Annotated in this window: 13 protein-coding genes; 6 read left to right on the top strand and 7 right to left on the bottom strand. The window is 63.4% G+C overall.

Annotation, left to right across the window (positions count from 1 at the left end; translation table 11 throughout):
- Positions 1-76: 76 nt before the first annotated feature.
- From BMI01S_RS20370 to BMI01S_RS20395, 6 genes are all read left to right on the top strand, one after another.
- Positions 77-832: a nuclease-related domain-containing protein gene (locus tag BMI01S_RS20370; RefSeq protein ID WP_051381454.1), complete on the top strand. Its 756-nt coding sequence runs from the start codon at positions 77-79 to the stop codon at positions 830-832.
- Between the two features lie 165 nt (positions 833-997).
- Positions 998-2,239, top strand: a complete 1,242-nt coding sequence (locus tag BMI01S_RS20375; protein WP_028231583.1) for a hypothetical protein — start codon at positions 998-1,000, stop codon at positions 2,237-2,239.
- 79 nt (positions 2,240-2,318) lie between these two features.
- Positions 2,319-3,512 carry a FlhC family transcriptional regulator gene (locus BMI01S_RS20380; protein WP_028231582.1) on the top strand — a complete coding sequence of 398 codons (1,194 nt, stop codon included), beginning with the start codon at positions 2,319-2,321 and terminating at the stop codon, positions 3,510-3,512.
- The gene (locus BMI01S_RS20385) at positions 3,509-3,691 is read left to right on the top strand and encodes a hypothetical protein (RefSeq protein WP_028231581.1); all 183 of its coding nucleotides are present in this window, start codon (positions 3,509-3,511) and stop codon (positions 3,689-3,691) included. Before BMI01S_RS20380 ends, BMI01S_RS20385 begins: the two co-directional genes overlap by 4 nt.
- Before the next feature lie 13 nt (positions 3,692-3,704).
- Entirely contained in the window at positions 3,705-4,070 is a 366-nt protein-coding gene (locus BMI01S_RS20390; RefSeq protein WP_028231580.1) for a hypothetical protein, read from the top strand.
- Positions 4,071-4,266: 196 nt separating this feature from the next.
- Entirely contained in the window at positions 4,267-5,292 is a 1,026-nt protein-coding gene (locus tag BMI01S_RS20395; protein ID WP_028231579.1) for a CAP domain-containing protein, read from the top strand.
- A 1,006-nt stretch (positions 5,293-6,298) separates the two neighbouring features.
- Here the strand turns inward: BMI01S_RS20395 and BMI01S_RS20405 are convergent.
- The 7 genes from BMI01S_RS20405 to BMI01S_RS20435 are packed head-to-tail and all read right to left on the bottom strand — an operon-like array spanning position 6,299 to position 15,252.
- On the bottom strand, positions 6,299-7,540 hold the full coding sequence (locus tag BMI01S_RS20405) for a hypothetical protein (protein WP_028231577.1): 1,242 nt from the start codon (positions 7,538-7,540) through the stop codon (positions 6,299-6,301).
- A gap of 12 nt (positions 7,541-7,552) precedes the next feature.
- Positions 7,553-8,146 carry a type 4 pilus major pilin gene (locus tag BMI01S_RS20410; protein WP_244145378.1) on the bottom strand — a complete coding sequence of 198 codons (594 nt, stop codon included), beginning with the start codon at positions 8,144-8,146 and terminating at the stop codon, positions 7,553-7,555.
- Between the two features lie 14 nt (positions 8,147-8,160).
- Positions 8,161-9,297 (bottom strand): type II secretion system F family protein, encoded by a 1,137-nt coding sequence (locus tag BMI01S_RS20415; protein ID WP_244145377.1) that lies wholly within the window; start codon positions 9,295-9,297, stop codon positions 8,161-8,163.
- Positions 9,294-11,507 carry an ATPase, T2SS/T4P/T4SS family gene (locus BMI01S_RS20420; protein WP_028231575.1) on the bottom strand — a complete coding sequence of 738 codons (2,214 nt, stop codon included), beginning with the start codon at positions 11,505-11,507 and terminating at the stop codon, positions 9,294-9,296. Before BMI01S_RS20420 ends, BMI01S_RS20415 begins: the two co-directional genes overlap by 4 nt.
- Before the next feature lie 25 nt (positions 11,508-11,532).
- Positions 11,533-12,336 carry a hypothetical protein gene (locus BMI01S_RS20425; protein ID WP_154671314.1) on the bottom strand — a complete coding sequence of 268 codons (804 nt, stop codon included), beginning with the start codon at positions 12,334-12,336 and terminating at the stop codon, positions 11,533-11,535.
- On the bottom strand, positions 12,323-13,624 hold the full coding sequence (locus tag BMI01S_RS20430; RefSeq protein ID WP_028231574.1) for a hypothetical protein: 1,302 nt from the start codon (positions 13,622-13,624) through the stop codon (positions 12,323-12,325). The genes BMI01S_RS20425 and BMI01S_RS20430 overlap by 14 nt, the downstream gene beginning before the upstream one ends.
- 8 nt (positions 13,625-13,632) lie before the next feature.
- Entirely contained in the window at positions 13,633-15,252 is a 1,620-nt protein-coding gene (locus BMI01S_RS20435) for a type II secretory pathway protein (protein WP_028231573.1), read from the bottom strand.

Below are 15,252 nucleotides of genomic sequence, written 5' to 3' on the forward strand. Positions count from 1 at the left end.
GGCGACGATCCCGGCGACTTGACTTCGCGTGGCGTCTGACACACTCGAATCACCCCAACTCTTTGAGCTCCAACAAATGACCGCCTTTATCGTCCTCGCCATCCTTGCCTACATTGGCTACCGCTATTCGAAGCGTGGCGCCCGCCGCAAAACCGGCTGGCGATTCTTCGGTCCCGCCTACGTGCCGGACCGCGGCGAGCCGTTCGCACCGCCCGCCACACGCGCAAGCCAGCGCGGCGAGGCCGGGGAAGCCGCCGTGCATGCTGAACTGCACCGCGTGCTGACGTGGCTGTGCGGCGACGACTTTCATCTGCATGACGGGCCCGTGCTGATTGAGCATGCGCCTGGCACCGCGTTCCCCACCGCCGAAATCGACCACCTGGCCGTGACGCCGTTCGGGATATTCGTGATCGAAACGAAAAACTGGACCGGGCGCATCGCCCACGGCGCGGGATACGACGACCTGGACGTGATCCGCCCGGACGGCACGCGCGAGACGCGACGCTCGCCGCTCGCGCAGAACCGCACCAAGGTCGCTTTTCTAAACGAGAAGCTGCCGCGCCTGTGGCGCATCGAAGGGCTCGGCGTGTTCGCCGCTGCTGCGTGCACACTCGATCGCGACCTTCCGCCCACCCTCCTCCACGTGAGCGAGCTGGCTTATTTCCTCAGAATGCGCCGCCACGAGTTCCTGCGCTCGGGCCAGAAACCCGTGAACGTCAAGACGGCGTGGGGCGCAATTATGCTCAATGCATCAATTAGCAAAACGAAGTTAGAGGAACACGTCAAAAGGTTAAGGGTAAACCCTAAAGTATGCCCGGTAGGTGCCGAATAAGAGAGCACCCGATTGTGAAAGCTGTGTGTTTTTGATCGCCTTTCGAGCAAGTGTCGCCAAAAAGCACGCGTACCCTAGCTCTGTAACCGGGACCGGCGCCCGCTCCGCGCCCGATCCGTTGCACGCGCAACGGACAACTCCTGAAACCAACACGAAGGAAAAAAAATGACGAAGAAGAAGACGCCACCCGTTGATCCTGATTTCGACCCGACTGTCCCGGAGGACGGCGCCCTCGTTCCCGTCGGCGAGAGCATCGGGGATGTCTACAGCGTCCACCTGCCCTCGCGCGAGGAGATCTCGCAGGTCGCACGCGAGATGTTCGGCGGCAGGCTGCCTGACGAGATCATCCAGCAGCTGATGCAGATCAGCACCGATATCAACGAATCGGTGCGGCGCATCATGCACGAGCACATGGCACTCGGGTTCCGCTTTGGCGAGACCTTGAGGCTTTTGCAGACGGCTTATGCGCTGAGCTTTGGCGACACCCCGACCACCACCACGCGGGCCTACACCGATGCGCTGTCCTATCTTGAGAGGCTGCATCGCATGTCGAAGTCGAAGATCCGCGTGCACCTGAAAGCCTACGCGCGTTTCCATGACAACAATGACGCCGTCGAATTCCTGCGGCTGACCGACATGCAGCTTCTGATCGTCAACGACATCGGCGACGACATCGTCGAGGCGATCATCGCGAAGAAGAAGAATGACCCGGAGATGTCGACGCGGGAGGTGAAGGAACTCATCGAGGTGCTGCGCCAGCAACAGGACCGCATTGCCGCCGACCAGGAACGACTGGAAGCCGCCAACGACGAGTACGCGAGTCTGCTTGAGCAGTTCAACACGGCCAACCTTGAAGCCCAGCGCCTGCGGCAGGAAGTCGAGCGGGCGCGCGCGCATCAGACCGAGACGCAGGCCGCGAGCGACCGCCTGCAAAACGAACTTTCGCTGGTCGCGCAGAGCAAGAACGCCCTGCATCAGCAGTTGCACGAGATGGAGCGCGAACTCGACGCTACGACCCGGCAGGTGACTGAACTTAAGACCCGCCCCCCGGCCCAGGACGATCCCCAGGTCAAGGAAGACCTGCGCCGGATGAGAGCGCATTACGACGACTTGATGAAGAAGTCGGACGAACTGGAAGATCAGATCGCCACGCGCACCAAGGAAGCTGAGCGTATCGCGGCGCAGCTTGACGCGAACGCCGCAGCGCTCGAGGCAAGCCAGCGGCTCGAACGCGAGATGAACGATCTGGTGCGGCGTTTCGGCGAGTTCGTGCAGGCATACCACAGTGTCCAGGTGATGTGCACCGCAGATGGCAACGCTGGCCGGTTCGCACCGGTTTTCGAGGCGCTGGGCGACCTCGTCGGGAAGTTCCACACCGAAATTATGGCTGCACGCAAGGCGGCCTGATCCGGCGGGGCACGGGGCCGTGGCCCGCTTGAGGCCACACGAGATGACATACGTTGAGAAACACAGAAAAAACACAAAAATGCAAACGACACACAACCGGCCGAAAACCGTCGACGATTACAAGGCCATCACGCGGCTGCACGTGCCGCGCTGGATCGCGCAGCGCATCCTGGCGGTCAATTACGATCTGGTCGAGCACATCAAGCACGTGCTGGTCAAAGAGCCATCCTTCAATGAGATCTATGGGGTCGACTCCCGGGAGATCGATCATCTGGTGCAAAACGCGGTCTCCTATCGCAACCTGTTGGGTACGCCGTTCCTCATCCTCGCGCCGTCGCTGCCGACGATCGAGGACTGGCGGTGCTTATTTGACGACACGCCGACGACGCTAACCGTCGATACGCTGCGCAGAAAGATGCCGCCGCTGCGCTCGCCGTTCACCACCCAGGCGATCCAGCATCACAACCGGCAGTTCCTCGACCTGGTGCAGTCCGTCGCGAACACGACCGTGCTGAGCGCGCCGTTGCTCGCCATGTCCCCCGACGTCGCCCAGTATCTCGGCGCCCTTCCCGGCTACAAGTTCCGCACGGCACTTGAGCGTATCGGCGACCTGCCGCTTTTCCGGTGGCGCTTCGTCAGCCCCGCTTTCTGGTTCGAGTTCACGGCCAACGAGCTTAACGTCGACCAGGTTGCCCACCACATCATGGCGACGACGCCGTACCGCGCGGGCGAGCTGCCCCATACCGCGAACTGGACGGAGCTGCGCCTCGGGCGCGAGACCCACGAAATGTACGCGGCGGCGCTCATGGCACACGGCTGCCGGGCGAGCACGGCCTCGAACCTCTTTGGACTGCCGCAAAGCAAGACACGCCAGATGTACATGGACATCCACGGCAAGCGCTCCCCCTGCGGCAATCAGCCCAATTCGGTCCAATGGTCCGTTGAGCGGCCGCAGCAGCGCCTGCATTCGACGGTATTCATCTGGCTGTATCGCTCCGCGCTGGAAATGGGCGCCAACTCGCCCCAGGCGCTCATCGCCTCCGCAGACCTGTACAACCAGCTTTTCGCGGACCGCGCGCTGCTCGCCACCGATCGCGGCTTCAACCTGACGCGCGCGATGGCGGCCGACGCGCGACTGTCCATGGCCCCGTGCAGGGCGTGTCGCACGCACTACATCGTGTCGAACAACGAGTCGAAGATCGAGATGCAGCACAGCTTCCATTGCCCGGCGTGCAGCAACGGCCTCGGCACGCGCGGCAAGGGAGCGAAATGATGCACATCGGCGAGGAACGTTTGGACCTGCCCGCGGGCATGGTCGTCTTCAGCGCCGATGGTTCAGCGCAGTTCGGCTGGCAGCATCCCGAAACCGGTGCGTACTACGCGGAGGACGACGGGCACTGCATCATTGACGCGGTAGGCGGCGTGCAGTGGCACGCTGGCTCGATGCACTGAGAGGAGTGCTGCGATGGACGATCTCGCCTGGATGGTTCGCGACAGCACATCGGCCTGGCTTCGCGGTTACGGCGACCTGCGCTTCGACCGGTACGAGAGCTTCTATCGCAACGCGCGCACTGCGGACGGCTCAGGTTGCGACCTCGAACAAATCAACGAGGAATACGGGCAGTGGGTGAACGAGCGCCCTGGCAGGCTCGTCCACCTGCTCAACCGGCCACTCATCGGCCGTGCGCTGGTCGGGTTTTTCGCCGTGTGGGTCGCGGCCCAGGCCCTCCCTCACGCGGCGGGGCTCGCGCCACGATCGACCGCGGTATTGCTTGGAGTCGCGTTCGTCGGTCTGCGCGTCTTCCATCGAAAACGGCGCAAGTCCGGCTAATCGATGCACCGTGCATGAAATCCGTCCTGTGCGGCGGGTTTCTTATGCTCCCACTTAAAGAACTTCCGGATTCTTTCCGTTACCGCTAGAGTGCGCCGCTCAGCCGCTGCGGTGACTTGACTTCGCGCAGGGCCTGGCAAACTGGTATCAGGCTCGCGCGAGGGGCGCGGCTTCAAACCAAAAGGAACTTGATTTCATGAACAACAAGAAGAATTTCCCGGCTCTTACGGCTCTCTCCTTCGCGGCCGCGCTCATGCTTGCAGCGTGCGGCGGCGGTGGCGGTGGCGGCAGCAGCGGTAGCAGCAGCAACAACAGCGGCGGCACTTCGTCGTCCGGTGGTACGTCGAGTTCGGGCAGCCAAACAGTCACAGGCACGCAAACGACGCCGCAATACGCAGCTAACACCGCGCAACTTGCGATGTTTAATCAGGTGAACGCCTACCGGCAGCAATGCGGTTTCCCGGCAGTTCAGCAAAACACGGTTCTCGATCAAGCTGCGCAAGGGCATGCGACGTGGGAAGGGCTGAACAACACGGTGGCCGACAACGAAACGGCTGGACAGCAAGGCTTTACCGGCGTGAGCTACCTTGATCGTGCCGTGCATTTCGGATTTCCGTCTGGCGCAATTGGCGCGGGCGTGAGCGCGGCCTACTACACCACAACGAATACTTCCGAAACGCAGTACGGCCAGACGTTGGTGAACGAATGGATTTCGACCGTGTATCACTCGCAGGCCATCTTGACGCCGGTTACGACGATTGGCATTGGCGAGTATGAGACCGCGTTCAACGGTTCGCCGGAAGTGTGGGGCTCGATGAGCCTGCTGAATACTAAAATGCAGCAACTCACCACGAGCGGACCCATTACGTTCCCGTGCCAAGGCACGACGGGCGTTCCGTACAAAGCTGTTTCGGAAAATCCGACGCCGCCCAATACTTCGGGTCCGTGGGGCACGCCGGTTGTTGTCATGGGCAATGCGACTGATACGATTGTGCTGACCTCGGGCACGATGACGGACCCGTCCGGCAACGTTATCAATCTGCAATTGCTCTATTCGGCCAATGATCCGAACAAGCTGACGCAGCCGTACGCAGCGGTCGCTTATCCGGCAACGCCTTTGGCTCCGAACACCACGTACACGGTATCGGTGTCCGGCACGGTGAACGGCAACACCTTCACCAAGCCGCCGTTCACGTTCACGACCGGGAACATCGTCGGGTAACGAAAGCGATCACTCCGCCTGATAAGAAGCCCCACATTTGCGTGTGGGGCTTTTTGTTTGGTTCCTCAGTCAACAAGATCTTCCCCCTGGCGTCAGTCCCTTTGTTCATTCACGCGACGGCCCCAAAAACGCCCCACTCGCTTTGCGCGCGTGGGCCGTTTCTCAGTTTGCGTCGTAAACTGCTGGATAAGATGGTGTCAACTGCACTCCATCAACACTTCCGGTAGGGCTTAATGCACAGGCAGCAAAGTAAGTGTTATAGAGCGTTCCATTGATGTCAAACTGTGGGCCTGTATAAGTACCGAAATACCATGAGTCCACCCAATCGGCTGATTGCGGTAGCCCCATCCCTAACCGTGCATTATTTATATCGGTGTTCCCAAATGGATCATCGACCGCCATCGTCGGCCAATTAAAGTAATGGTCGGTATTTGGGCCCCAAACTATTTGGGAAAAATTCTGGTACTGAGTAAACTGCGTACCGGGCACATTATGAATACTAAAACCAACGCCCGAAACGGTGACGGTCGAGCTTGCGGTAGCAGCGGTACAAATCGCGGCCGGATTTTGCGGCTGCGCATTACAGGCATAAACCCACGCACTACCGTTCCAAGCGGGACCACTCGCAAAGCCGTCCTGACAGGTATTTGGCCCCGGTGGTGGCGGCGGCTGGCATGACAGACCGACCCAAGCACTACCGTTCCATGAGGGACCAGCCATCTCCTGCCAGCCGCTCGGACATGATGGAGGCGCTTGGTAATTGCACGACGGCGCACTCCACTGCGATCCAATCCACTGCGACGCTGCGGTCGTCGTCCACCCCGCCGAAGCTGGACACTGTGGCTGCGGTTGCGGTGCATTCACGAGGTTCGGCGGACAGCTCGAATCCTGATATCCATATGAGCAGCGCACTGGCCTGGCCGACGCAACGTGTGCCATTGCCAGCATGCATACGAGCAGCGCCCATCGCACCACCCACTTCGTCAGACCCATCGTCTTCCTCTCCCTAATACGCACAGTAAGTCGTGGCGATGGCCACGCCTTGCCCTGCATTGCTCGATCCGTCCGTAAACCACACGGTCCACGGGCCAGTGCCGGTGAATGAGACGTTCCATGTCGCCGTGCTGTCGACATAGATGCTCTTCGGATCAATGACGACAGCCGGGGCCGCGTTGGGCGAGCACGGCGGTGCAGGTACTACCTGTCCGTTCGAAACCTGGTAGTAGTCGTACCGGAGCGTCGTCCCTCCAATCGGCAACCAAATTCCCCCCTGGCACGAAAACATCACGCCCGAGCCGTTTTTTTCGCCAGCGACCACCGTGCCTGAACCCGTGCCGGAACAGGCTCCGCGCGGCACGGCGATGTTGCCGAGTTGCGCCGTACCCGAGATCGTTGCGTTGCCATTGATCGTTGCGTTGCCATTGATCGTCGCGGCACCCGTGTTAATCGGTGCCGGCGCCGTGCCCGCAGCGTTCTCCACCTGCAAGGTGCCGGGCGTGCGGACCGAATTGCTCACCGCAACGTTCGAGGCGGAAAGGGTCGGCGCCGCAATCGTGCCAGTCGCGTCGATGCTGTTGACGTTGTGCAGGCTCACGCCATTGACGTTCTGGTCGCCCGTCCAGGTGAGGCTCCCGTCACGGCGGATATAGAGCGAGGTGCCATCGTCGACAGAGCCGTTGGTCGCGAGGATTGCCGCGGCCGGGGCCCCGGGCAACGGATTGCTGGCATTCCATGCCCCGTTGATCCCGTAGACGGTCGCTGAATTGCGCGTCGACGAATAGCCGAACTGTCCGTTGCTGGCGTTGCCTGCCAGCGCGATCTGCGCGGCGCCCTCGACGTCCGACACGCCGTTGCGCTTGTAGGGCATCGACGGGTAAAACGCCCATGTGACGTGACAGTTGCCCGCGGCCTGCGTGCAACCTGCGGGCACCATCGACATCTGGATGGTGTAGGCTCCGCCCCAGAACGGCCCTGCCGCATAGTTCTGCTTCAGCTCACCGGAGCTTTTCAGTTGCGCCAGCGTAGGTGCGCTCAGGATCGGGTTGCCGCCCGAAGCGGTGTACTGCGTCAGCAGGTTCGAGAAGTTATCGCTCACCCAGCTCGCGAGCGCACTGACGATCACCCCCTCATTCTGCCCTTCGGCAGCCAGCACCTCGGAGCGGCGCTTCGCAACGTCCTGCTGGATCGACACGACCGTCAGGATCGCTGACGCCGCGAGGAACACCACCATCTCGATCAGGCTGCCCATCGCTCGCCGTCCTCAGCTGCGCGTCGTGTAAAGCTCGACGGTCGCTACCTGCCCCGCCGAACTGCACGCGCTGCCCGCGGCCGAACTGCTGAACGCAGTCGTCGGGCTGTAGACGACCGTGCCGTTGATGCTGACTTCCGTAAAGACGTTGGACAGCGCCGCCGCGCTCATCGAGCACACGGCGGCCGGCACGGGATACGACGTAATCACCGCATCGTTGGCGTTCGTGACCGTACCCGGCGTGGCCGTGACGTCGCCGCCGAACATGCCCTGCACCGTGCTGTAGTCGCTCGCTACGCGTGCCCCTGCCGCATCAAAGGCGTGGTTCTGCGCGAGAGACGTCAGCGACTCGCCCGAAAAGTTCGCGTCGTTCTGCGTGGCGTTCTGGATGCCTGTGTGGAACATCGTGGCCTCGCTCTTGAAGTGCGCGGCCTGCACCATGTTGCGCACGAAAGGCACGCCCAGATAGATGATCAGCGCGAGCAGCGCCATCGCGCCGAGCACTGCACCGGCTTCGATGAGCGAGAGTTCGCCGGTCTGCTTTTTCCTGCGCGCGAGGCGCCGTTGCGCTTCCCGGCGGGCCATCGTGGTTTGTTGCGTCTTCATAGTTCTTGTCCTTGTCAGAAATTGCCTGCGCTTGCACCCAGCGCGCTTTGCAGGCCAACGAGTCCGGTGACGGCATAGGAGCCCACGCCCACCCCGATAAAAAGCGCCGCTGCGATGCCCAGCAGCACGTAGTGCGTAATACGGGCGTTGCGGCGCACCGCCTCCACCACCCGGTCGAGCGAGCCGCGTCCAAGCGACTTGACCGCCTCGACGAAGTTGTCGCGCCGCTCCGCGTCCGCGATGCGGTCCACGACAAGCGCCGAGAAGATGCCGGTTTCGAGCGCACGCATGGGCTCTTCGGGCTTCAGTTCCAGCCGCCGCAGCATGCGCGTGACGTGCCAGCGCAGCCACGGATCGGCATTGACCTTGATGCGCTCGAGCGCGCCGCTGAGCGTGAGTCCTGAATCGAAAAGCCCGGACAACGAGACGATGAGCAGCGCCGCACGCAGGTCGCGACGGTTGCGCCACATCAGGGGTGCCGCGTCGATCCGGTTACGCAACGGCCCGGTCCAGCGCTTCAGTCCGTAGAAGTACGCCCAGACCAGCGCGCCGATCAGCGCCACATTCAGCCACCAGTAGTCCGCGCAGAACGTGTCGATGGCGTACAGGAAGTGCCCGGGTGCATTCCACTGTTTCAGCGGCCGGATCTCCAGCACTTGCGGATAGATGAGCGCACCGAACATGGCGCCAAGCCCGTACATGTACGCGAGCAGCATCACCGGGTAGGCCAGCTGCATCGCCGTCGTGGTCGCCAGCACGCGTCGCGCCGAAGCGGTCATCGAGCACAGTTCGAATCCGCGCCGGGCCGCATCCTCTTTCGTCGAGGATTCGGCCAGTTCAAGCAGTGCATACTCCTCGCCGGGAATGAACGGCTTCATCGACTGCGCGAAGCCCTCACCCTTGCCGAGCCGCTCGCCGATCGCGTGATAGACCATCCAAACGATCTGCCGGCGTTTGCGGGCACGCTCCTCCAGTACGCCGAGCCGCTCCATCAGCGTCTCGCGGTTGCGCAGCCCCTTCGTCGCCTCGATATCGAGCCTCGATTCTTCATAGAAGGCTTCACGCACTTTCTGGAAGCGCCACGTCGCGAATTTCATGCGGTCCCGGTACGGCAGGCGCATGAGCAACGGATACAGGAAACGTCCGCTCACGACGGCATCCTCCCGTCGCGATCCGCCACGACTCGATAGGTTCGGAACGGCTTCATCGAGCGGTCAATGAAGCGCGGATCGATCGACCCCTGTGACGCCTTGTACAGCGCGTGCTCATAGATCGTCTTGCCGGTCATGTCCGCCGAATTGAAGTCAGCTTTGCGCTCGCGGCGCCACGCCTCTTCCGCGCCGCGCCAGTCGCGCACGGAAATCTTGTCGAGGAATTCAGGCGTCGGCCGGTACAGTTCCATGGCGAGCGTCTGGCCCTTCGTGCCGGCCGCAACCTTGCCGTCGCGCGCAAGCAGCCCCTTCTTGCGGCACTGTTCGCAGCCATCGTCGTTGCGGCAGGCCATCTTCGAGGTGTCAAGGCCGAACTTCGTGCGCAGCAGTTCGAGATCGGACGCACGCATGACGTCGGCAGCAGGCAGCTTGCAATGCGGGCACAGCATCGGGATCAGCTTCTGGTTGCCCACTGCATTGATGAACTTCTCGGAGGCCACCTCATCGGCCGTCATCCGCAGACGATCGCCGAGCAGCCGCATGAACACGCCGATGATGCTGTCCGCGTGGATGGTCGTGCGCACCGGGTGACCGGTCAGCGCAAGCTCGACGACCAGGCCCGCCACGGTCGAGTCGAGAATTTCCGCGACGGTCAGATCGTCCGGGTCCATACGCATGAGCGTGCGGATGATCGAGGCCACCTTGCGGCGGAATTCCTCTTCCGTTTCATCCAGACCGCGCGGCACCGACTGGTCCGAGAGCCACGGCATCGGGTATTCCGACGGCATACTCACGGCGTACTGCTTCATGAGTTCGCGCCCGTCCACCATCCATGCCAGCGCGCGCAGCAGCGTGCTCTTGGCGGAACCCGTCTCGCCCGAGAGCAGCACCGCACCGCCGCTCGCGTGGCCAAGCGAATCCACGATCTCCAGTTGGCTCGCCTCCAGCCCCATCGTGTGCGGCAGGCGCACGCTGTACTTACGGAAGTTGCCGTCCAGCAGCCGCAGCGCGACGTCGAAACCGGCGACCTGCGGCGCACTCTGCCAGCGGATGTTCAGCGTATCGGTCGAAAGCGCGAGCGGAATCATGGCCGACTGCGCGGCCGTTGGCTGGAACGCGTTGCCGCTGTTCGTGTTGCGCTGGACGAGATCCTGATAGGCCGCCGAAAGCGCACGCAGCACAGTCGCCTTCGGCATGCGACGGTAGGTGTAGAGATCGCCGTCGACGCGAAACCGCAGTTCTGCATCGGACTCGTAGTCGCGCGACTCCCAGTGCACGTCATTGGAGCCATAGGCGTGCGCCGCGTCGATGATGTCGCGGAACAGCGCGATCGCGCGTGAGCCTTCAGGTACGTGCGACGAGAGCCGGATACGCCCACGCTCGTAGACACCAGCGATCACGTCCTGGGTAGCAATCATTTCCTCACGCACCGAGATGTGCAGACGATCGAGGTCGCGCAGGTATGTCGTGTAGAGCGGCGTCTGGTGGAACTCCCGTGTGGTGATCACCACCGCCATGCCGGCCTGCATGTCGACGGCCACGAAACTGCGCCGCGTCTCGGACGTGATGCGAAGCGTCGCTTCGGCCGTGGTATCACAGAGGATTCGCTTGAAATCGGCGAGCGCCTCGGCCGACACGAGGCGCGGCATACCCACCGGCGCGTATTCGATGTCCGGCACAGTGATCGCGTGCTCTCCGGCTACCGGGGCAGCCTCGGCTTCGGGCGGCGGGACATGTGCGCCGTCCCCTTCATGCGACGAGCTTTCCTCGCGGCAAACCTCGGCCTGCGCGTCCGCCCTCACCTCATCTTCCGGAACTGTCGTCGCCTGGTCGGTCGCGCCATCGCCCGGTTGCGCATACGCTTCACTCGCGCGCAGAGGAGCGTCGCTCACGGGCTCCCCATCAACCCGCACGGTTCCCGGCTTGATCTCATCGGCGAACGTTACTTTGGCGCCCGTGGGTACGTCGACAAACGCACCACCCGGCACCTCGATCGGATCGACGTCCGTGATATCGCCGTCCCTTAGCCGCGCGCCAAGCGACCCGGGCGGCGCACCCGCGCCCCTGCGTGCGGGCCGGGCGGTTTCGAACACGGGCTCAACCGGCGCGGCGTCGCTTTCCTCCACGAAGCCCGGACGCCAGCCCCGAAGGCGCGCGAAGAGCGACGCGCGCGGCTTCGGCTCGTTTTCGACATTCCCAAAGAAAGACATGTTTTCCTCCCCGACTGAAGTTGTCTTATTGCGCGGTCGACGGCGCGATCCATGGGGGCAGCGGCGCGCCGACGTCGCGCAGCGGTCCCGACACGGCTACGGGCGTCGCATTGCCCGCCGGTGCGACGCCCTCCTGAACGCCCGAGCGCATGGCGACGGTACGGGTGGCCTTGCCCTCGGCGACCGTCACAAACAGACCCTCGACCTTGCGCACGACCCATCCGTTGAGCAGCTTTTCTCCACGACGCGCCGGATAGACTGCGCCGCCGTACTGATAGAGAACGTGCAGGCCCTGTTGATCCGTGAACGAACCGACGAATGTGACCGGATCGACGCGCGGTGAACGCCAGGCGGGCGCCACAAGTACAGGTGCCGGGGGCGTTGCAGGGGGCGGCGCCTCGGCACGAAGTGGCGCGGCCGACGCCGGGGCCGCGGGCGTAGCGCTCCCCGCGCCGTCGCCGTCGCGCAGCGCGCGGGCGACCTTGTTGCGCGCGAGCTGGTCGATATCGCGCAGCGTCAGATGCGCGTCGCTGGCCGGGGCGGGAGCCATAACTGGTGCTGCCACGGTCGCGGCCGCCTGCGAGGCGCTTACGACCGGCGCGGCTGCCATGTGGACGGCCGATGCAGCACCTGACGTTGCGGACGCAACGTTCGACGTGTTCGGGATTGCGGTAGCCGTTTTTACCGACTGCGCGGGCGGTGTCGCGATGGCCCCATCGAACGAGGGCGTGGAGGCTGCGAGCGCGCCATTCGCCGGACCGATGCCAAGGACCAGCCCGGCTGCCAGCGTCGTGGCAAGCACGGTAGTGAGACGTTTATTGGACGACATAGTATTTGCCCTTCGCAACGAATTTGATTCCGACCTTGCCCATCTCCTCAGGCGCCTCTGTGTCGAGCGTCACCTTCAGGGTTTCAAGCGTCATGTCCGGTGGCAGCCGCGCGAGCAGCGGCGCCTGCCACCGGTAACCGTCGATCTCCCAGGTACCCGCACGGATGAGCGGCCCGTGACGCTCGTTTGCCGGCGGCGGCGTATTGATGAGCGGCTGGGCGGGCGACAGCCTCACCCTGTAGCCGAAACTCTTGAGATCGAATGGGCGCGTAGACAACTGCTGCGCCGGCGTCTGCAGCATGTCGATGAGCTGCTGCTCGCCAGGCCACGCCTTCGACTGCGCAGCGACGACCGCTGCGACTTCCGGCACGGCCGGGCCGCGCGCACCGAGCGCGAGACCCGAACGGTCGAACGTGAGCGGCAGCATCGAAGCCGGTGCGCGGCGCGCGAAGTCCTCGAAGGTCCCGCCCGTGCGCGTGTAGGCCAGCGAGCAGTAGCCCGCGCGCGGGCACGTTGCATCCCTGAACTGCCAGCCCTCACGGTTCGAATCGAAGTCGACGATCGTCTCGATCAGCTGTGGCGCAAGTTGTGACGCCATCGGAGTGCCCGCGACGAATTCGTGGCGCAGGGCCTTCTCGTACTGCTGGGTCCAGGTCGGCCGCGCATTCGCGGGCAGCGCGGGCGGGCTGAATACGCTGACCGCTTCCTTGACCGCGAAGATGCCCACGCCTGCCGCGAGGAGGAAGACAACGGCATTGGGCACGCCCACCGGGACACGGGCAAGCTTGCCGGCCTTCTTCAGTGCAAGCAGTTCCACCGTCTGGAAAGGCTCGTCGCCCTGAGCGAGCGCCTCGCCGGAGGTGAGCACAACGAGCGCCAGGCCCTGCCTGCGGCACTGTTGCGCAATCTCATCTCGCCGCTTTTCCGCCTGCGCGAGGCTCACGACCTCGTCGTTGTTGACCGCGCCGCGCACGACGTAGACCAGATGCGCGCGCTGCCCGTCCTGCATGAGCACCAGTACGGCGGGACGGGTACGCACGCGTTCGAGCATCGCCACACGCGCGGCGCCCGAGTAAAGCTTTACGCCCTTGAGGTCCGAAGCGTCGGGCGCGCAGAATCCGCCGAGCATGACGTCGCCGACCTGCATTTCGACGTAATGCGTCGCGGTGAAGTCCTCCGCATAGCGGGCGCGTCCATCCTTCTTTCCCTTGAGCGGATACGCGCGCCAGTCGAGGCCGAAGACCAGCCTCGCGCGCTTTTCACCCGGCAACGGTTCGGTGATATACATGCCCATGCCTACATCGAGGGGACGACGGTTGCGGTGAGCATGACCACCTGGAACGTATGCGACTTGTTCCACGCCCCGGTAATGCCCGCGATGCCCCCGTTGGTCGTGCCGTCGGCCGTGTCGGTGACCGCGCCGTAAAGGACGACGGTCTGTCCGTCCGAAAGCGCGATCGTCTCGTCGTCCTTGCTGCCGATCGTGTGGGCAAGCTGGATCTGCTGCGCCGTCTGGCCCGAGCCTGTGCCCGCCGAGGTGAATGGACCATTCGGCTTCGAACTGTCACGCCAGTACGCGAGGAGGATCTGGTTGTGATCGTTGACCGAGGGGAGAATGTGCAGAAAATCGCCGGTCGTAAGCGTCCCAGGCGTGAGGCCCACCACCCCGCTCGACGTGCCGGTGACGCTGCCCGCCGAGGGCGAGGTCGAACGCAGATAGTCGTCGCTCTGGAAATTCGCCACCGATACCGGCAGGCCATTGAGCGTGAGCTTCGAGACCGTGCTGTCGGAGATCGTGCGGCCATACTTGTTCAGGCCGTTGATGACCGCGTTGGTGCCTGTGAATGGCGCGTTCGGCTCGAGCACAGACAGGCCAACGGTGCCGCCGCCCGAGGACAGCGACGTCGGTGAGGTGAAGTTCACCGCCCATTTGGCGAGCCCGCCCTGAATGCTGGTGTAGACGATATCGGCATTCACACCCGCCTGGGTGCCGCGGTTCAGCGCAATCTGGATCGTGCGCACGCGCAGCATCACCTGGCGCGTGGAGATTGCGTTCTCTCGCTTGAGCATGTCTCCCATGCGATCCGCTGCTTCCCGTGTGTCGTACACGGTCACGAGGCGGCTCTGCGGGTTCACGGTAATGCGACCCATCGGGGACTTCAGCTGTTTGAGCGTATTCTCGATCGACAGGATCTGGTCGAAGTCGCCCTTGCGGCCGCTGGAAGTCATGGCCGAGAACGTGCCGGTGTCCGTATTGGCACCGCCCGTGGAACCCGTCGACTGGTTGCCCGTCGATGTGTCGGTCCCCTTGGACATCCGCGACTCGATCGACACCTTGCCCGGGATCGCAGCGATCTGGTACATGCGCGTGACGAACCGGCTGATGGTGATGGTCGAACCATCAAAGGACCAGTCGAGCCCGAGATCCTCCATGACGTCGTGCAGATAGCGACCGATTGCGCACGATTCGCAGGGCTGGTCATACACGGGCACTTCGGAGGTTCTGGCGCCGCCCAGGCTTGCCGGCGTGCTCTTGTCGTCGTTCGACCCGCGCGGAATCAGGCTGTCGCGCGGGATGTAGACGTCAGGACTCACGCGCACCGGAAAACCCGAAGCGTTGGAGACAAGCGTCGCGAGCGTCCGCACGTCGAGCTTCGGCGGGAAGGTGACCTTCTTGTCGCGAAACACCGCTGGCAGCGTGGCCTCATACGCGAGGGGCACCGGGCGATCGCCGAGGAAGGCGCTCGGCACCACCTCAACGAGCGGAATACTGTTTCCCGCGCCGTCGAGCGCAGCGCTCGCCGTCGCGTTCCCCTGGTCATAGGCACTGTTGACATCGCCTTGCGTGACGGCGCAGCCTGCGAGCATCACGGCGCTCGCCGTCGCGATCAGGGTACGGATGGGATAGAGGCGCAT

The sequence above is a fragment of the Paraburkholderia mimosarum LMG 23256 = NBRC 106338 genome (genome assembly GCF_000739815.1).
GTDB lineage: Bacteria > Pseudomonadota > Gammaproteobacteria > Burkholderiales > Burkholderiaceae > Paraburkholderia > Paraburkholderia mimosarum.